This is a genomic window from Paenibacillus sp. ALJ109b, assembly GCF_010747435.1.
Classification (GTDB): domain Bacteria; phylum Bacillota; class Bacilli; order Paenibacillales; family Paenibacillaceae; genus Paenibacillus; species Paenibacillus taichungensis.
Genome location: NZ_JAAIFP010000019.1, coordinates 18,590 through 38,045, shown reverse-complemented (window position 1 = coordinate 38,045; position 19,456 = coordinate 18,590). Strand labels below are relative to the sequence as shown.

Genomic DNA, 19,456 nt, shown 5'->3' with positions numbered 1-19,456 from the left:
GAGAACAAAACAATTATGCCATATGAACCGATTAGACTCGGGCATTTGAATCAAATGCTGTCCAAACTCCGTGAAGCGATATATGAGCCAATTGCCAAGTTGAATGTGACGGCATGGGTTACCCCCGAGCCCGTTTCATTCGAGGAAAGAATGTCAGGTCAGAAAATCACCCTTTCACAGGGCGAGCGTTGGGGAGAGTTATGGGATTGTGCCTGGTTTTGTTTTACTGGCAGCATTCCACCGTCTGGTAGTGACGCCAAGGTTGTTCTTTTGCTGGACGTGAACGGCGAACTCTGTCTGGTGGACCACGAAGGAACGCCTGTGCAGGGTTTGACAACCATCAATTCGGAGTTTGAATTCACATTGGGTCTCCCCGGGAAAAGAGTGGTTGAACTGGATCATTCTTCGATAACGGTGACGGAGGGAGCATTCGAACTATGGGCTGATGCTGGTAATAATGACTTATTTGGCAAATACCAAGGCGGTACGATAAAAGAAGCGGTCGTGGCTATCTGTCATGAAGATATACGAAGTCTGTATTACGACACAGAGGTACTGCTGGAAACGGCAGAGCATCTCCCTGCCGACACAGCGCGTAGAGAAAAAATTCTTCAGTCCCTATATAACGTTTCGTTAATAATGACGGAATTCACACCAGACCGTATTCATCGTGCTAAGGGATTATTGAACGAACAATTATCATTTCGCGGTGGAGATTCCGTGATGAACATAAGTGCCGTTGGTCATGCGCATATCGATTTGGCTTGGTTATGGCCGATCCGTGAAACGATCCGAAAAGGTGCAAGAACATTCTCGACGGTGCTTCGCATGATGGAACGTTATCCCGATTATGTGTTCGGGGCGAGCCAGCCTCAGCTATACGATTGGATGAAGGAACACTATCCCAAGCTGTATGACCAGATCAAGGAACGGGTGCAGGAAGGCAGATGGGAACCGCAAGGGGCGATGTGGGTAGAGTCGGATACGAATGTGCCGGGTGGTGAATCTCTTGTACGCCAGATCTTGTATGGTAAACGGTATTTTCAACAGGAATTTGGAATGGAGATGAAGTCACTGTGGATGCCAGACGTATTTGGTTACTCCGCAAGCTTGCCGCAGTTATTGAAAAAATCCGGTGTGGATTACATGATGACACAGAAGCTCTCCTGGAGTGAGTACAACCGCCATCCTCACCATTCCTTTCTGTGGGAAGGGATCGATGGTTCCTCAGTATTAACACATATGCCGCCTGAGGATACGTACAACAGTCCGGCGGCTCCACGTTCCATTGCCAAAGCAGAGCGAGAGTACTTAGATAAAAATGTATCCAACCACGCACTGATGCTCTTTGGCATTGGAGACGGCGGCGGTGGGCCGGGAGAAGAACATTTGGAACGGCTGGAGCGAGAGAAGAACCTGCTCGGTCTGGCGCCTGTTGTACAGGAACCTTCCTGGAGATTCTTTGAACGATTGAATGAAGAAAGAGAACGATTCCAGACCTGGCGTGGTGAGCTATATCTGGAGAAGCATCAAGGAACCCTGACCAGTCAGGCACGAAGCAAGCGCTACAACCGCAAGATGGAGAAAGCTTTACGTGAACTGGAGTTTGCCGCTGTGCTTGCTAACCGGATTGGCAAATCTTATCCGGCCGAGACACTGGAGACGATCTGGAAGGAAGTCCTTCTATACCAGTTCCATGACATACTTCCAGGATCCTCAATTAAGCGGGTGTACGATGAGTCGTTAATACGGTATGAAGAATTGCTCCAGCAGACGGAAGCCATGATTACCGAAAACTACGGTTATTTAGCAGACCATATCTCATCGAGTGAGGCAGAACCCTATGGAGTCGTGGTGTTCAATTCACTGCCTTGGGAACGTGAAGAATGGCTCCACATAGATGGACGATGGTGTAAAGTGCAGGTTCCATCGATGGGATACACGGTGGTATCCGATTATGGCAACCAGGGTGTCGAGCGGGAAGTGGCGTCCAGCATTGAAATCGATTCGGAAACGTTGGATTCGGGCTTCCATGTTACAGCCGAAGAACGGAGCATAGAGAATGACATCTTCATCGTGAAATTTGACCAGAATGGGGGCATCACCTCGATCCTGGATAAGCTGGAGGCTCGTGAAGTCATCCTGCAAGGGCAGCGGGGGAACGATCTTCGCGTGTATCATGACGAAGGCGATGCCTGGGATTTCCGTCATGATTATTCAGCGCAGGCGGGGATGCCATTAATTCTGAATGATATCCGGGAGCTTCGGGATGGTCCGAGAATTGGGCTGGTTTTTGATTACAGCTACGGAGAGTCTACTCTAACCCAAACCGTAACTCTAACCGAGGGTAGTCGACGTATCGATTTCGAGACCAGCGCGGATTGGAGAGAAAACGGTAAAATGTTACGTACTTCTTTCCCAGTTAACATCCGTACCGATCAGGTTCACTGTGAAATCCAGTTCGGCAGCTTGAGCAGACCGACTCACCGCAATACGATGTGGGACTTTGCGAAGGATGAGATTTGCGCTCATCAATGGGTGGATTTATCGGAGCCAGATTACGGAGTTGCCCTGCTCAATGATTGCAAATACGGGCATCGAGCCATCAACAATGTGCTTGACCTTCATTTGCTGCGTAGCAGCTCCTATCCAGATCCGGTGGCGGATCGTGCAGAGCATCAATTCACCTACTCGTTATATCCGCATCAAGGAAATCACGTGCAGGCTGAAATCTATCGAAGAGGAAATGAGCTCAATATCCCACTTCGCCTGAGTTCCTTGTCTGCACCTTCAACAGATGTATCAGAGGAAAAGCTTCCTTACACGAAAGCATTCCTGCAGCCGGATCATCCGCACATCATGGTAGAGTCGGTCAAAAAAGCCGAGGACAGTAACGACATCATCGTCCGTCTGTATGAAACCTCGGGAACCCAGGTCAAAACGAAACTATCTATCGGATGGAATGCTGCCGAAGTCTGGGAAGTTGATCTCATGGAAAATAACATTTCAACACTGGAGCTTCAGAATCAATCTGATGTAGTCTTGTCCTTTACACCATTCGAAATCATCTCGTTGCGATTGAAAGGTTAGCAAGAATAACGGGTTCAACCTTCCACAAGGGAAAGGAGCGTTGGGAATGTGATTAAATCTAACAATCTGTTAATGAAGCAAATCTGGAAGCATAAGATCTTTTACTTGTTCATGCTACCTGGCATCATCTGGTTTTTCTTGTTCTCCTATGTTCCCTTATATGGAATTCAGGTTGCTTTCAGGGACTATACCTTCGTTGGCGGTTTTACCGGAAGTCCATGGGCTGGCTTCAAGTACTTTGAACAATTTTTTAACTATTATCAATCCGGTGATATCATCCGCAACACGGTTATCATCAGTCTCATGAAACTGCTTATCGGCTTTCCGATGCCGATCATTCTTGCCATTCTTTTAAACGAGATACGGATGATCAGGTTCAAGAAAACCGTTCAGACGCTTTCTTATTTACCTTATTTCGTATCCTGGATCGTGGTTGTCACCCTGATGCAGAGATTGCTTACTCCATATGGCGGTCCAGTCAATGATTTGCTGGGATCGTTTGGAAGCGATCCGATCCAATTCCTGAACAATCCCACCTGGTTCTATCAGATGATTCTCGGATCGGACATCTGGAAAAACATCGGTTGGAATTCGATCATCTTTATGGCCGCCATTGCAGGAATTGATCAGCAGCAATATGAAGCTGCCAAGATCGATGGCGCAGGACGCTTTCAACAGATGTGGCACGTGACACTTCCAGGTATCCGTAATGTGGCCATTATATTATTTATTCTCGCCGTGGGTAATTTGATGAGCGCCGGTTATGAGCAGCTTCTTCTCCTGAACGGACCTGGGACTGCCAGCATGGGCAGCGTACTGGATGTGCATGCCATCAACTCTGGTATCCGGGAAGGGCGCCTGAGTTACGCCGCAGCTGTTGGATTATTCCAAAGCGTTATTGGTCTTATCCTGGTTCTGACGGTCAATCGGATTGCCCGCAAAGTCAGTGATGTATCCCTGTTCTAAGGAGGTGACGTTATGACACGTAAATGGTCTTTATTCTCAGTAGTCAACTATACCTTGCTTGCTCTGGTTGGTTTCTCCATGATCTACCCGTTTATTTACATTTTGGCTTATTCATTGAATGACGGTAAGGATTCGATGCAGGGCGCGATCTATTTTCTTCCACGCAAATTTACGCTCGAGAACTATGCTCAAGTATTCGATAACGCCCGCATCTGGAAGGCGTACCAAATTACAATCATGCGCACCGTGCTGGGTACGTTCCTCCATGTTGTCCTGTGTACGCTCATGGCCTATGCGCTTTCCAAAAAAACATTGCCCGGCCGATCGTTCTTCACCTTTTACATCTTCTTGCCTACGATTTTTAGTGCCGGGTTCATCCCGTTCTTCATTACGCTTCAGAAACTGCATTTGATCAATAGCTTCTGGGTATACGTCTTGCCGCTGTTATTTAATTTCATGCATATCATTATTATCCGAACCTTTCTGCAAGGCATTCCGGAAGAGCTGGAGGAATCTGCCCACATTGACGGGTATGGGGATTTCCAAATATTCGTTCGGATTATCCTGCCTCTTTCGGGACCGGTGCTGGCAACCATCTCCCTCTTTATTGGGGTAGCCCATTGGAATGACTGGTTCTCAGGGGCTTACTATGTATCCAACAAAGATCTGATCCCGGTGCAAACCCTCTTGCAGGAGATGCTGACGGAAGCAGAGTCGTTATCCAATTCGATGCAACGCGCAGCCCAACAGGGTGGGCAGACGGTTGGTGGTGCAGGCGGTGCAGGTGCGACACCTGAATCCCTTCGTATGGCTTTGCTTGTCATCACGGTTTTCCCGATCTTGTGCATCTATCCATTCATGCAACGGTATTTCGTAAAGGGAGTGATGATCGGTTCGGTGAAAGGTTAGGTTATCCTGACCCGGAAATTGATGGGCTTTACCAAGCTTGACCAAGACATTCATATTCATATTTCAGGAGGCGATTGGTTTGAACAGGATTTGGTCAAAAGGCGTATCCGTATTACTCGTGTCCATCTTGGTTGGAGGATTGTTGAGCGGCTGCACGGGTTCATCAGAGAACGGTGATGGTGGAGAAGCAGCCGATGGTTCATACAAACTCAAAATACTACACAATTGGAACGGATCGGGGGGATCTGATAATGGCATGACGCCTGTGGAAGAAGTCATCAAGGAGAAGACTGGCGTTACCCTCCAGTGGGAATATACAAAAGGCAGTGAGACCGAGAAAGTAAACCAGATTTTTGCCACGCAGGATTTGCCGGATATCTATACTGGACCCGCATGGGGAGGCGAGTTGGACGGCATTATCAAGGCTGCCAAAGAAGGACAGCTGTTGGATATTTCCGACAAATTGGGGGATTATCCAAACCTTGCGAAGTCAATTGCCGAAGAAAATGTACCCCCAGCGCTATACGAGAAAGCAATTGATGCATATGACGGCAAAAAATATCTACTCCTGCAAAATCAGCCTGCCACGAACGAAGACGGCATGGACTGGCTTTACGGCTTCTATGTCCGTAAAGACATTGCCGAGAAGGTCGGTGTGGACCCTCAGTCTGTTGTGACGAAGGAGGATTTTTATAACTTCCTCAAAACAATCAAGGATGCCAATCTGCAGGAGAACGGTCAGCCTGTCTTCCCGCTGGGTGGCTTCAGTAACGGCTGGTCCGTGGGCATTGGGAACACCATGTTCTATTCGGGTGCTGGATATGTCGACAAAGGAGATGGAACGGTAGAGTATAACTTTTTCACCAGAGGCTATGAAGAGTACACACTATTCTATCGGAAGTTAGTTGAAGAAGGACTGATGGACCCTGAGGCATTTACCCAAACAGACCCAATCGCTAAAGAGAAAATCAATCAGGGCCGCATCGCTATCCTTGCTGCACATTATCCGGCCATTCTGGATGCTTCCAAAGAATATATCACTTCGCACCCTGGAAGCGATTACATTCCTATTGGCCCATTGGAGCGGGCAGATGTTGACCCGAACCGCCCCGCAGATCTAGGTATTCAGGGCAACAACGTAACAGCCATCACCAAGGACTGCAAGGGCGCATGTGTAGATGCAGCGCTAAAGTTCCTGGATTATATGGCTTCCGATGAAGGATTCATGCTGGCGAGATACGGGGTTCAGGGCGTTCATTGGGATATGAAAGATGGTAAACCTGTCGCTAATCAAGAGTGGTTCGATAAGTTTACGGCAGATCAATCGGGAAAAGTTCGCAAGAGCGAAGGCATTAGCATTGGTCTAGAATCGATCACGGGGCCTGATCGGATCAACTCGGTAGCGGCAGGAGATATCTGGGCCGATCAGGGACGTCTCGATGCCATGGAGCAAGCCCGCAAAATCCTGCGGCCTAACGGCATTCAGGTGATTACAGCCTATAACCCAGGTGATGTGATTACCAAAGCGCCCGAATGGGAAATGCTGAAACCTTCGATGGACCGGATCAATGATGCTTGGAAGGAAGCAATCTTTGCGAAATCAGATGAAGCGGCGATGGGGATTATCAACGACCTTCGCGAGCAGCTCCGAAAGACCGGATATGATCAAGCCATGCAGTTCACGAACGAAAATCTGAAAGGCAAAGACGTGGTAACCGTTCAGATGCCGAACTGATGACTTCCATAATTAAGGGAGCCCGGTAACACGAAAGGCTTCGCAGCACCTTGGTAAACGAGGGAGCGAAGCCTTTCGTTGTTTTGCTTGAGCGTGAGGACACATCCTTACTATGAGCGTATACCCATGGAATTCGTTATTCTTGATATTGACTTTACTTTAAGGAGTTGTATTCATATGACGACAAATTTCAGACCTCCATCTGTACCTCTTGTAACCGTAGATCCTTATTTTAGTGTATGGTCCGCTGCAGATCATCTATATGAAGATCATACCCGACATTGGACGAACAAAACGAATGGCATGGTTGGGCTTGTGATCATTGATGGTAAGGCCAGACGATTTATGGGGAAAGTGGCATTGGGGGATCAATCTGAATTTCAGGAGCCGGAGGCACTCGTTCAAACCGATCTGACGGTGGAGCCAGTAACGACTCGATATACCTTTCAAGGGGAAGGGATTGAACTTCAGGTCCGGTTCAACACACCTTTATTGTTGGATGATCTTGATCTGTTATCCCGACCTGTGACGTATGTGACTTTTCAAGCAAAATCTATCGATGGGAAATCCCATCAAGTCAAGATTTACTTCGATGTCACAGGCGAATGGTGTGTACATACACCGGATCAGCAAGTGATCTGGGAACGTCATGTGATCGAGGGACAATGGAATGCGATGTCCATGGGTACAGTCGAACAGCCCGTATTGCAGCTTGCTGGTGATGATACACGAATCGATTGGGGATATATGGTTCTGGCTGTTCCTCAGACCCCTCGTATCCAGACGGTGATACATTCCGTGACAAGTAGAGAGCAGTATGTACGGACCAGTCAATTGCCGACAGAGGATGATCAGCACCAGCCGAGAGCTGTTTCCGATAACATGCCGGTCATGGCAGCAGAGATCGATCTGGGTGTAATACAGGAAGAACCGGTATCGCAGTACCTGATGCTTGCGTATGACGATGTTCATTCGATTGAATACTTTCATAAACCTCTGAATGCTTATTGGAAAAGAAATGGATTGACGTTTCATGAAATGCTGTTGATGGCAGCTGATCAATATGAAGAGATCCAGCAACGATGCGACAGCTTTAATCGTGAGCTCACAACAGAGAGCCAAGGCGCAGGCGGTGAGAAGTACCGGGATATTCTGGCGCTTACGTACAGACAGGCGATTGCCGCGCATAAATTGGTTGCTGATGAAGCGGGAGATGTTTTATTTTTCTCCAAAGAGAACTTCAGTAATGGATGTATTGCTACAGTGGATGTCAGTTACCCGTCGATTCCATTGTTCCTGAAATATAACCCGGAACTAATCAAGGGCATGATGCGTCCGATTTATAAGTATGCCATGAGCCGTGATTGGACATTTGATTTTGCGCCTCACGACGTAGGAACTTATCCGAAAGCCAACGGTCAGGTATATGGTGAAAACAAGTTGGAAGACCAGATGCCGATTGAGGAATGCGGAAATATGCTCTTGATGGCTGCTGCGGTGAGCAAGTATGAGGGGGATATCGATTTTGCCCGTGAACACTGGGAACCTCTTACGAAATGGGCGGGGTATCTGCTTCAGAATGGACTCGACCCTGCAAATCAGCTGTGCACCGATGACTTCGCCGGACATTTGGCACACAATACAAATCTATCTATTAAGGCTATATTAGGCATTGCTGCTTATTCGTACATGTGTGACAAGCTCGGTTTGCAGGAAGGAGCCGCTTACCTTGAAGCCGCTCGGAAAATGGCGAATGAATGGATGACCATGGCAGATGCCGGGGATCACTATAAGCTGACTTTTGACAGTCCAGCCGATTCATGGAGCATGAAATACAATCTGGTGTGGGACCATCTGCTCGACTTACACCTGTTCCCAAAAGAAGTCGCTGCTAAAGAGCTTGAATACTACATGCATAAACAAAATCGCTATGGACTGCCGCTGGATAGCCGTGAAACGTATACCAAATCAGATTGGTTGGTATGGTGTGCCTCCATGAGTTCAACACAAGCACAGTTTGAGGCATTGATCACACCTTTATGGGATTTCATGAATGAAACCTCGGCTCGTGTTCCGGTAACGGATTGGTATGACACCATCACCACAAAGCAGATGAATTTCCAGAATCGTTCCGTTGTCGGGGGCTTCTTCATTCAATTACTCATGCAAGATTCTACAGGCAAACTCGTGTGAAGGTAGGTGATGAATGTGAATGACATTATCGAAGAAGTTTGTACGGACTTAATACAGCTAAAGCAGCAATTCGAAAACCCGGATGCAACGTATCGCCCACAGCCTTTTTGGTTTCTGAATCATGAACTTGAGAAGCCGGAACTCCAGAGCCAGATTCAATCGATGTTTGAAGCGGGAGTCGGTGGGGTGGTCCTGCATGCGCGTCATGGTATGCAAACCCCATACCTGTCGCCAGAATTTATGGAAGTGTTGGAGTTCTGTACAACAGAGTGCGAGAAACGCAATATGGTCGTCTGGCTGTACGATGAGGATAATTGGCCAAGCGGAACTCTAGGCGGTAAGCTAACACGTGAGCATCCGGAATATCGCATGCGTTACTTAAGAATTGAGGAAAAAAGATATTCGCGAGGTCCTAAGCAGGAAGGATTGAAACTGGACTTTGCCTCTTATGATCACAATGAGCTTATCGCCATTCTGGCTTATCGTTCCGTCCACCATGATGGGGAGTGGCTGCTCTATGATGAACCAGAAGATATCACACATTTATGGGGGCAGGATTGGAAGTCGGATACGGAGGATACCTATATCGTGCTGGCCTGTTGGTCCTGTGAAATCGCTGAAGGAATCACGTTTGCCAAAGGGTACTATCTCGATACATTGAATCCGGAAGCTGTTCAGACCTTCATCCAAATGTCTTATGAACCGTTTCTGCCATTGCAGACATATTTCGGATCCACAATTCAAGGGGTATTTACCGACGAGCCAGGGCTCATGATTCATGATGGTTTCTCCGGGGTGGAAGCGATTCGAACGGTTGTTGATGATGTGGGTGCTACATTGCCGGGCATGGTCTTCGCATGGACACATGGGATGGCAAAGCGGTATCAACATGAGAATGGGTATGATCTTATCCCGCGGTTGGGCGCATTGTTATATAACATGGCAGATGGCAGCCGGTCAACGAAACAGCAATATTATGATACGATTACGCGCTGGTATGTTGAGGGCTATCATGCTGCGATTCGTACATGGTGTGAGCGGCATGGACTGCTGTATATCGGTCATACGCTGGAGGAGCCGGTCTGGGGACAGGCTAGGTCTCAAGGCAATCAGACCCGTGTATTGCAGCAGTTCCACTACGCAGGCGTGGATTATCTAACTCCCGGAATCGGTACAAAGGAGAATCCGCATCGCATCGTTTCCGTTAAGACAGCGGCTTCTGTAGCACAGCTGGATAGGAAGAAACGAGTGATATGTGAATCTTTTGGCGCAAGCGGTCACGGCTATTCCATGCGTCAGAGGCGACTCGATGCTAATTTCATGGCTTTCTTAGGTGTTAATCTGTTTATTCCGCATGCGTTTTATTATTCGTTTGCGGGGTATCGTAAGACCGATTTCCCTCCGACGGAATTCAAACATGCACCGCATTGGCCGCATTATAGAGCTTTTGCCGATTATATTGGTCGATTGAGTCTGCTAGGTGCAAGCGGTAAACGAACGCCAGAGGTACTCCTGTTATCGCCTATTCATACGGTGTACCAAAATATGTTCGCTTCCGGTGAATCGAATATGCATCCTTCTTCAGATGTGCTATTCTCGCTCCTGTCGGATCGCATGCTGCGCGGGTCCATCGACTATGACTATGTAGATGAATGTCAGCTTCGCGATGCCACCCTCGTGGATGGAGAAGGGTATCGATTTGGCGGGAATGAGAATGTATATTCGATTTTGATTATGCCAGAGATTGAGGTCATGTCAGGAGACATTGCAGCTAGACTCGTTTCCTTTGTGAAGCAAGGAGGCACTCTAATTGCAGTAGGAACGACTCCACAGCATAGTGAGACCCTTCGGCAAGATCCAGAGTTGCTGAAGTATATGAGTGAGTTATTCAGTTCCGATCGTCAGCATGGGAAGCTACATGCTGTTGGCAAGGGATACAGCTTGTTCTATTCCATGAACGACTCTGCTCATGAAGGCGATCAGGCTAGGGATCGACTGGAAGCATTTTGTGCTCTATTAAGTGATTTGTTAAAAGAATCACCAGCTATTCTCTCGAACCTGATAAAAGGGCAGTCTGAAGATCTGATTAGGGTGGAACGCAAGATAGGAGATCATGTGTATGTGTGGTTTATGAATTGGTCGGATCAGCCAGTGACCATTCAGCTTGATCCAAGAGAAAATAAGGATTACTTGGAAGAATGGGACTTGGAGAGCGGGGGAGTGCGTCGATTAGACAGTGAAGCGGTTCTTTCATTTGTGCCGGGAGAGCTGCGAGTACTATCGGTAAGACCTCATGAAGGTCCGTCCTTTCCGCAAGAACAAATGAACAATGGAGAGCGAACTTCTACGGATGTGGTAGTTCTTGATGAGAAGTGGCAGTTCAAGACAGCCGATCCTAATGTGCTTCTGCTAGATCAATGGCATGTAACGTTGAATGACCGACAGTCCAAAATGAACGCCACGATGCCTGGACAAGTGAATACGTATCGCACTACGTTTATGATGACGCAAGAATTGATTGAGATTGTACAATCACAGAGCGATTCGGGTCATGCCGATGAGTCAGGAAAAAAATCGGCTAAGATTGAGTTGATTCTAGACGATGTAGAGCAGAAGATTCCATCACATATCGGCTTTCTGTCACGTAGAAGGAATCTTGAAATCTTCGTCAATGGTATACGCCAGGAAGCGTTGAAACCATCTTCTTGGCAGGACGCTTATTACGACAGTGTAGATATCACACCACATTTGTTGGTTGGCGAGAATGAGCTGGAGATTCTGACGGTTTCTTTACTGGAACCGATGCCGGCTATTTCATTCCCAGCATTTCTGATTGGTCCATTCGCAATAGAAGATCATACTACGTTAACTACCGATGTGGAACATGTGGTTGGATGTTGGGATTCTGCTGGCTATCCTTATTATTCGGGCACGGGATTTTACTCGCAACATGTGGACCTGACTGATGTCAGCTTAACTGCAAATGATGAATTATGGTTGGTAACTGAAGATATAAGGGAGACGGCATGTTTGTATGTGAATGATATTGAAGCAGGCATCCGTTTATGGCCGCCTTACCAATGGAACATAACGGCATATGTACAAGAAGGAAATAATAAAATTAACATTCATGCAGCAAACACACTGGAGAATTTATATGGAAAATCCGCACTTCCTTCAGGGATGAATGGACAGGTGAGGTTGGTGCGGCGAGCGCTAGGATAGGGACTATATTTCAACTTTTATGATAAGAATGACTGGTCTTTAAAAGGTCCGGTCATTCTTTATTTGTTTATAACTACATTGCCTAGTAATATATATTTAATATGGTTAATTAAAGTGTAATTTAACCGATTCAAAAAGGACGTGTTTAAGCTATAAAATATAATAATACGACATCATACAATTGAGGGATTTAATTAATTTGTTGTTAAATGTCGAATTTAAGGAACATTTGTCAAAGGTATTGAAAGTTATATACTATATATTTAATATATAAATGAAATGACTTATTCGCCGAGGAGGGAGTGTATAAGAAGAGGACGCTGTTTGTTCCATTACTGCATATGCACCACATGACTTCACATTTCACATCACATTAAAAGGAGAAATGAAAATTATGATTCGTAAGTTAGCGGTTTTGTGTATTACCCTTGTCTGCACAACAGTGTTCTCGGTTAGCGCATTTGCTGCTTCTAATGATTCAAAGCATGTGGATTCTTTGAAATGGCCTAAAAATCAAGCGCTTCCAAACTTCGGTAAAGTTGAACACCTGGATGTTGCCAATGTGTATGAGGCGCAGGGGGATATCAAATTGCTTTTGACAACTCTTTCGGGGGTTGTGAATCGGGAAAAGCCACGAGTTTATGTGCTACAGAATAAAGTTGACCCTTGGCTGAAGGACTTAAAGGTTCCGTATAAGCAATATGACAACGCTATGGATGTTTTCAAGAAATATGCAAAAGAGATTAAAGGCATTATTGTATATGATCCAAATTTACCCGATTCAATTAATGTGGCAACTACACTTGCTGGACTAAAGAATGCTGTTGTCGCCAGTCCTGAACTTGCACAACAATTAACAGCTGCACCGTATAACCTTTCGGTACTTGAAGACTTACAAGGCAAATTCAAGAATCGTATGGACGCGTACAATTGGCAATATGAGAATCTTTGGAGCCAAACGACCCAAAGAATGTTGGTCGGATTGAGTCCGGATACATCCATCCCGATGCCGCCAGGAAATTTTGAATCGTTCCAAACGATTGCTATCGAAAAGGAACAAGTACGTGATGGAAGTAATCGGAAAATATTTGAATATGATTTGTCTTCCTATTTGGGAAAAGAGGCTGTCTATCTCCGCTTCGAAGATGCCTTTTCTCAGGATGGCTGGGGGCCAGCCGTTCATCAAGTGACTGTGAAGGCAGATGGACAGGTCATCTCAGATTTTAAAACGGGTACCTCCGAGGAAGAAACGTTTCTCTATGACAGACATAACTCCAAATTTTTACCTGGAAGCGATCACCGCTTCGTAGATCACGGCAATTACTTTGTATACGAATTTAAACCTGCAGCCAATACGAAGCAATTAACAGTATCTATTGACATGTGGAACCAATATAAAGTATCAGCGAGCAGCATTAAACCACTTTCATCTGAGGAGAAGGAACCTTATGGTTTTCTACGTGATTATGCCGTAGCAAACAAAGCAATGGTCTTCTGGCTGTCAACAAGTGTGCCTGAGGAAAAGGCGCTTTTCGAGAAGATTCTATCCGACGTAGAGCCGGGGACACCATATATGGGATGGTTTGACAATGATTTCGAGGGGGAGGTCGCTGGCCTCGAACTAACGTCTCGTCATAGTGTCTATGTTATACCTTCTGACTGGTTTCATAACATGACCGTATTTTCAGGAACAAAAGTTAAACAACAACCGACACCTAAACGAGTAGATTCTAAGCTCGAGAATAAAATTTACGTGACCTATACTTTTGGCGAAGGCGACAATATGCAATACGACCTGAATCATATGCGTAACTTATGGGCTGATCCCGCTCGGGGCAAAGTACCCATTAACTGGACCTCAAGTCCGCTGCTGTATGATGCAGCTCCTGCCGTTCTAAATTATTACCGTTCAACTGCGACGGAAAATGATCTGCTTGTCGCAGGACCATCTGGAGCGAGCTATTTCAATCCGCATGTTTGGCCGAAGGAGACATTTACGGAATACCTGAAACAATCCTATTCGTATCTTAAGAAAACCGACATGTCATACCCTTATGTGCTGAATCGGGAACTTGGAAAAGACATTCCGCTCAGCGAGTCAACAGCGGCTGCGTATGAGAAAAATTATAAACTCAAAGGTCTTTTCTTGGCAGGGGAAGATAAAGACGATATTAAAATCATCAATGGGAGCCTTCCGGTATCTATGATGCGAGGCATCTCCACTGTTCAGGACGGAAAAAATGTATTGACTGATGCAAAGAAAGACTGGGATGGCAAATCTCCAAAGTTTATTTCGATTGGGATCAATGCGTGGAGTATGACACCATCGGATGTTTTAGCTATCACGGAATCTCTTGGGCCAGAATACCAGATCGTCAAGGCTGATGAATATTTCTCACTCGTCCGAAAAGCCCATGGATTGTCCAAATAAGGTAGAGAAGATAGGAATCTTTCAATCACAAGTAATGTGAAAAGAAGCATGAAGGCGAGCTGATGGCTCGTCTTTTTTGCGCTGTGCTTGGATCACTCTAGACTTAGAGCCACAATTTCAGCAACCTTTCAGTTGAATTTAACGGGATGGGATATAGTGGAACCAACTAAGAGGAGGAGATCAACGATGAATATTTCTTCAGCAGCAAGTTCCACGACATCCTACATATCCACGTCTTCATCCAGTTCGAACAGCACAAGTGAGTTCGAAGCTCAAATCTCGCAGCAAAGCTCTCAGAGCAGCGGTACAACCGGAACCAAAGAAGCGCCGCCGGCCAAACCATCAACCAATGGCATGCAAGCAGCATCCCCGCAACAAATTGCAAATGCAACGACGGACAGCAATGGCCGATTTGATATTTGGGTATAAGAGGTAATACAGAACTTAATTTAAGACATCTTAAAAAACATGCTAATCGATAAGTTAGAGCTGATTAGCTGATTAGCTGATTAGCTTAACCAAAGACACCTGCCTGATCGCTATAGATCAAGCAGGTCTTTTGGTTGTTCACATGCTTTATTCAATCGTTAAACTGTTTATCCGTTCAGAGACGGATCTTTTTTTATAGTACAAGCCAATAGTCACCAGAACCACCATCTCGGATAGCGGAACGGCAAGCCATACGCCAGTGACACCGAAGAATGAAGGGAGGATCATAATCAATGCAACCATAATAATCATCTCACGTGCAGCTGTAATCCAGATGGCCATTTTGGCATTTCCGACAGATTGGAAGTATGTGCTCATAACAAAGTTAATACCCATGAACAAGTATGCAAAAGTAAATATTCGCAAACCGTACACGGCGTTATCCGTCACACTGGCACTGAAGTTCCCGAAGATTTGCACAAAATAAGGTGCACCCAGTTGTACAACGAGTAACAGCAGGACCCCACATGCCAGAGCCGTTCTGGAGGCTAGACGAATGGTCTGTTTTTCCCGATCCATCTGTTTGGCTCCGTGATAATAACTGACCAAAGGTTGGGCGGCGGAGGCCAGACCGAGAAATGCCAGCAGTACAACACCATGAATATAGTTCAAGACTGTAAAAGATGCTACGCCATCCGTGCCCGCAATCCGATCCAGTGAAATGTTGTGAGAGATGGAGAAGACGGACATACCTAGTTCAGCCAGGAAGCTGGGAAAACCAATGAGTACAATGGAAGCCAGTAGTGTGGTATTCCATTTGAATCGGGTGAATTTAAGATTATTATTTTTTCTGAAAAAGTGAGTTAGCAACACAAGTAGCGCCAGAGATGCCGATACAATTGTACCAATCGCGACGCCACGAACGCCCCATTCGAGCACGTATAACGTTATATAGTTGAGCACAATATTGGCTACTGCAAACGTAATCTGAGCATACATGGATGTATTGGGATTTCCGTCGTTACGAACAAAAATCGTGAGTGCATTCTCAATGGTGAAGACAAAACCGAACAAGAGCATAATATTCATATAGTCCGCAGCAAACGGGAATGTTTCAGTATTGGCGCCAAGGGCGAAGACAAGCTTATCCTTGAAAGTATATGCCGTATATCCAATAACCATCGTAATCAGCAAAATAATCGTAATGGATTTGGTGAAGAGTTGTCTCGCTGTCGTGAGATCCTTCTTACCCATATAGGTGGAATACAAGGTTGCCCCGCCCATTCCAATCCATAGCGACATGGCTACAAAAAGCGTATAGACAGGAGAAGCAATTCCGATTCCAGCCAGCGCTGTAGAACCCAGTTTATGTCCAACCATAATGCCGTCGATAATAAAGTTGAAAGCGATAACCAGCATCCCTAATATGGAAGGCACGAGGTAGCTTACAAATGCCTTACCTACAGATTGCCGTTCTAATGGATGCGTCCAATTTGTGTTCATGATGACCTCCGTTAGTATACTGAATGTTCGTTCTATATTATATTATACTGAACGTTCGTTCTGTATAATAACATGCCGGGAATTTGGTTGGCAACTTTTCCAAAAGATGACCGTTTATATGGTAGAGTTAATAGAGCATCTTTTATGTTACGGGAGGAATCTCTTTATGAAGCAAAACAAATACGATGAAGCCGAGTTTTTCGGCAATTACAGTCAGATGGCCCGGTCAACCCAAGGGCTGGAGGCTGCTGGCGAGTGGCATGAACTGCAAACGATGCTGCCTGAATTAAAGGGTAAGGACGTCCTGGATCTGGGTTGCGGCTTTGGTTGGCACTGTCGATATGCACGTGAACAACAGGCTAGTTCTGTGGTTGGCGTGGATTTGTCTGAAAATATGTTGCAACGTGCACGCGAGATGACGGATGATCCTCATATCGAGTACCAGCGTATGGCGATTGAGGATATTGATTTTGCACCTGAACAATTTGATGTGGTGATCAGCTCACTGGCTTTGCACTATATCGAGCGTCTGGATCAGGTATACGCCAAAATCAATGCATGTCTTGTCCAAGGAGGCACGTTTGTCTTGTCTGCGGAACATCCCATCTTCACGGCACGGGCGGAGCAGGACTGGCATTATGGAGCTCAGGGTGAAATACTGCATTGGCCTGTGGATCATTATCAAGAGGAAGGGCAGCGGGTAGCGAACTTTTTGAACCAGGACGTGGTGAAATATCATCGGACGATGGCGACTCATCTGAATGAATTGATTCAAGCTGGTTTTGTCATTCAACAGGTAGCCGAGTCCAAACCATCCCCTGAGATGATGGAGCAGGTTTCCGGTATGCGAGACGAGAATCGTCGACCGATGTTTCTGATGATTGCCGCGGTTAAAGCTTGAGCAGCAGCTTTTGGCATCAAAATGAAGTTTATGGGTTTTATACTCGATAGACCAGCGCGTTCAGTACATCTGGACCTTGCTGGTTTATTTCATTTTGCAGGAGAGGGAGAAGAAATAAACCGTTTGGGAACCAAAACCGATTGGATGCAGTCTTATTAAGTGAGGTGAACATCAGTTGGACTATCAATATCTGGCACACGCTCAGACGATCGACAATTACACACTTAGCAGCATAATGGATGAGTACGGGAACGACGTATGGAACTACGCGTACTTTCTAACCAAAAGTACCGAGCAGGCGGATGAATTGTCACAAGAGGTGTTTATCCGGGCGTATTCCGGGATCGCCAATTTTCGAGGAGAATGCTCATTGAAGACATGGCTGCTGACCATTACTAGGAACACGACATTTACATACCGGAAGTCCAGATTTTTTCGCAGCAGCTTATGGGGAGAGACACTGCCAATCCACACGGAACAGGTGAATGCGAGCATGGGTGAGATGAAGCCTGAAAAATTTGTTCACCCCTCTGCCGAAGCCGAGGCGATCAGCAGGGAGCACGTTCATGAAATCTGGGACATCATCATGGCTTTGCCTGATAAATTCCGGGAATTGCTTTTGCTGCATCTAAAGTACGAACTTACGACGAGTGAAATTGCGGAAATGCTGGGCATCAGCGCGGGAACGGTCAAATCGAGACTGTCCCGGGCGAGGGCCAAAGTACGGAAACAGTGGGAGGAGCGAAGCGAATGAAACATATGGATGACGAATGGAAAAAAGTAGTCAGACAGGAGCCGTTTGCGGCGTCTCCTTTTACCGAGGAGCATAAGCAGAACGTACTTCGCCAGGTAGCCTGGCTTAAATCGGGATCTGCACAGGAAATGAGCGATGTTGGGGATAAGTCCGTCGAGCAAAAAAAACTGCCCAATCAACACAGACGCCGTTTTCGCTCCCGCAGAGCCGTTATGGCGTACACGACGATTGCAGCCGTGGCAGCGGCGGTCATTCTCTGGAACGGACAAATTGTGGAGCCTGTGATTGAAACAGTGTATCCCACAGCAGCGCTGCAATATACGGATGATGCCGGCATGAGCCTGCTCACTGACAAGATGAAAAAGAATGTAGCTGTCACGATGCGAGACTATCTTGGCAAACAATTACTCATAACCAAAGTGCAGGACCTGCCTGTCTCTGGAAGAGTGTATGTCGAGGCTGGAAAAGAAGGCGATGCAGAATATGCGTTGATCTGGCTTGATGCCGCAACAGGCAATCTACGTGAGGTACAGATGAGACGGGAGATGTCGGCTAATGAGCTGGAGCATCGGTACTTGCGCCAGATTCCTTCACTTCTTGAAGGGATAAAAAGTGACCCTACGCTAAAACCGATCTCAGCCAGACGTTATGTGAAAATGAAGCAGGGTCAGGAAAAACCGGTATGGTTCACTACATTGTTTTTGGAGAATAGTAGGGGCAGTGGCAGTATCGAATGGACAAGGGATGAAGCAGTATCCGTTTCTGGTAGTGTGAGTTCAGATACTGTATCACAAGATTTAATAACAGAAGCCAGAATGTCGATTGAAGCCTTGTCTGGTGAGCCCGCACCTGATTTGAAAAATATAATTTTTGAACAAAATGGCAAGACGCTTGAAGATACAACGGACCTGTATTTTGGAGATCGGTATTTAGTAAGTAGAAGTGGTGGGATGTTTAGCGATAAATATACTGTTATGGATTTCCAGAGGGGGATTCCAGACCTTGAAACTCGGGAAGAGTATGAACTTTACTTTGAGAAGTTACTTAACATGAAGGAAAGTGTAATCAGGCAGAACGCAGCACCAGTAATCAAACAAATATTCAAAATCGACCTTGATCTATATAAACTTGAAAGAGATCCAAATACGCCTGGAATGGTCACATTCCGTTCAGCAGAGACAGAGGTTTACCATACTTTTAAGGTTCGATATGAAGAAGATGCAAGGATTACGATGATCACAATAGATGCCAATGCCAACCTCTAAGATTTGGTTTCATATGGTACAATCAATTTAATAGATGATTGGAGCATAAGGAGCA

At 46.1% G+C, this 19,456-nt stretch carries 12 protein-coding genes; 11 read left to right on the top strand and 1 reads right to left on the bottom strand.

What is annotated here, in order from left to right; genetic code table 11:
* Nucleotides 1–15: 15 nt before the first annotated feature.
* The 8 genes from G3352_RS19170 to G3352_RS19135 all read left to right on the top strand — a co-directional run bounded on the left by G3352_RS19170 (nt 16) and on the right by G3352_RS19135 (nt 14,978).
* Complete coding sequence (locus G3352_RS19170) at nt 16–3,090, top strand: alpha-mannosidase (RefSeq protein WP_163758877.1); 3,075 nt, start codon at nt 16–18, stop codon at nt 3,088–3,090.
* 48 nt (nt 3,091–3,138) lie between these two features.
* Nucleotides 3,139–4,056, top strand: coding sequence for an ABC transporter permease (locus tag G3352_RS19165; RefSeq protein WP_345940780.1), 918 nt, complete (start codon nt 3,139–3,141; stop codon nt 4,054–4,056).
* A gap of 12 nt (nt 4,057–4,068) precedes the next feature.
* Nucleotides 4,069–4,965 (top strand): carbohydrate ABC transporter permease, encoded by an 897-nt coding sequence (locus G3352_RS19160; RefSeq protein WP_053779684.1) that lies wholly within the window; start codon nt 4,069–4,071, stop codon nt 4,963–4,965.
* A gap of 79 nt (nt 4,966–5,044) precedes the next feature.
* On the top strand, nt 5,045–6,700 hold the full coding sequence (locus tag G3352_RS19155; RefSeq protein ID WP_163758875.1) for an extracellular solute-binding protein: 1,656 nt from the start codon (nt 5,045–5,047) through the stop codon (nt 6,698–6,700).
* Between the two features lie 177 nt (nt 6,701–6,877).
* The gene (locus tag G3352_RS19150) at nt 6,878–8,893 is read left to right on the top strand and encodes a glutaminase family protein (RefSeq protein ID WP_163758873.1); all 2,016 of its coding nucleotides are present in this window, start codon (nt 6,878–6,880) and stop codon (nt 8,891–8,893) included.
* Nucleotides 8,894–8,902: 9 nt separating this feature from the next.
* Nucleotides 8,903–12,118, top strand: a complete 3,216-nt coding sequence (locus G3352_RS19145) for a glycosyl hydrolase (RefSeq protein ID WP_163758871.1) — start codon at nt 8,903–8,905, stop codon at nt 12,116–12,118.
* A 394-nt stretch (nt 12,119–12,512) separates the two neighbouring features.
* Nucleotides 12,513–14,549, top strand: coding sequence for a GxGYxYP domain-containing protein (locus G3352_RS19140; RefSeq protein WP_163758869.1), 2,037 nt, complete (start codon nt 12,513–12,515; stop codon nt 14,547–14,549).
* Nucleotides 14,550–14,735: 186 nt separating this feature from the next.
* A complete protein-coding gene (locus G3352_RS19135; RefSeq protein WP_163758867.1) occupies nt 14,736–14,978 on the top strand; it encodes a hypothetical protein in 243 nt (80 codons plus the stop codon).
* A gap of 147 nt (nt 14,979–15,125) precedes the next feature.
* On the opposite strand, the gene G3352_RS19130 is transcribed toward G3352_RS19135, so the two are convergent.
* Nucleotides 15,126–16,481, bottom strand: coding sequence for an MATE family efflux transporter (locus tag G3352_RS19130; protein WP_163758865.1), 1,356 nt, complete (start codon nt 16,479–16,481; stop codon nt 15,126–15,128).
* 166 nt (nt 16,482–16,647) lie between these two features.
* Between G3352_RS19130 and G3352_RS19125 the strand changes: the two genes are divergently transcribed.
* The 3 genes from G3352_RS19125 (at nt 16,648) to G3352_RS19115 (ending at nt 19,401) form a co-directional block, all read left to right on the top strand.
* Nucleotides 16,648–17,382 carry a class I SAM-dependent methyltransferase gene (locus G3352_RS19125; protein WP_163758863.1) on the top strand — a complete coding sequence of 245 codons (735 nt, stop codon included), beginning with the start codon at nt 16,648–16,650 and terminating at the stop codon, nt 17,380–17,382.
* Nucleotides 17,383–17,557: 175 nt separating this feature from the next.
* On the top strand, nt 17,558–18,136 hold the full coding sequence (locus tag G3352_RS19120; RefSeq protein ID WP_240343147.1) for an RNA polymerase sigma factor: 579 nt from the start codon (nt 17,558–17,560) through the stop codon (nt 18,134–18,136).
* Entirely contained in the window at nt 18,133–19,401 is a 1,269-nt protein-coding gene (locus G3352_RS19115) for a hypothetical protein (protein WP_163758861.1), read from the top strand. Before G3352_RS19120 ends, G3352_RS19115 begins: the two co-directional genes overlap by 4 nt.
* Nucleotides 19,402–19,456: the final 55 nt, after the last annotated feature.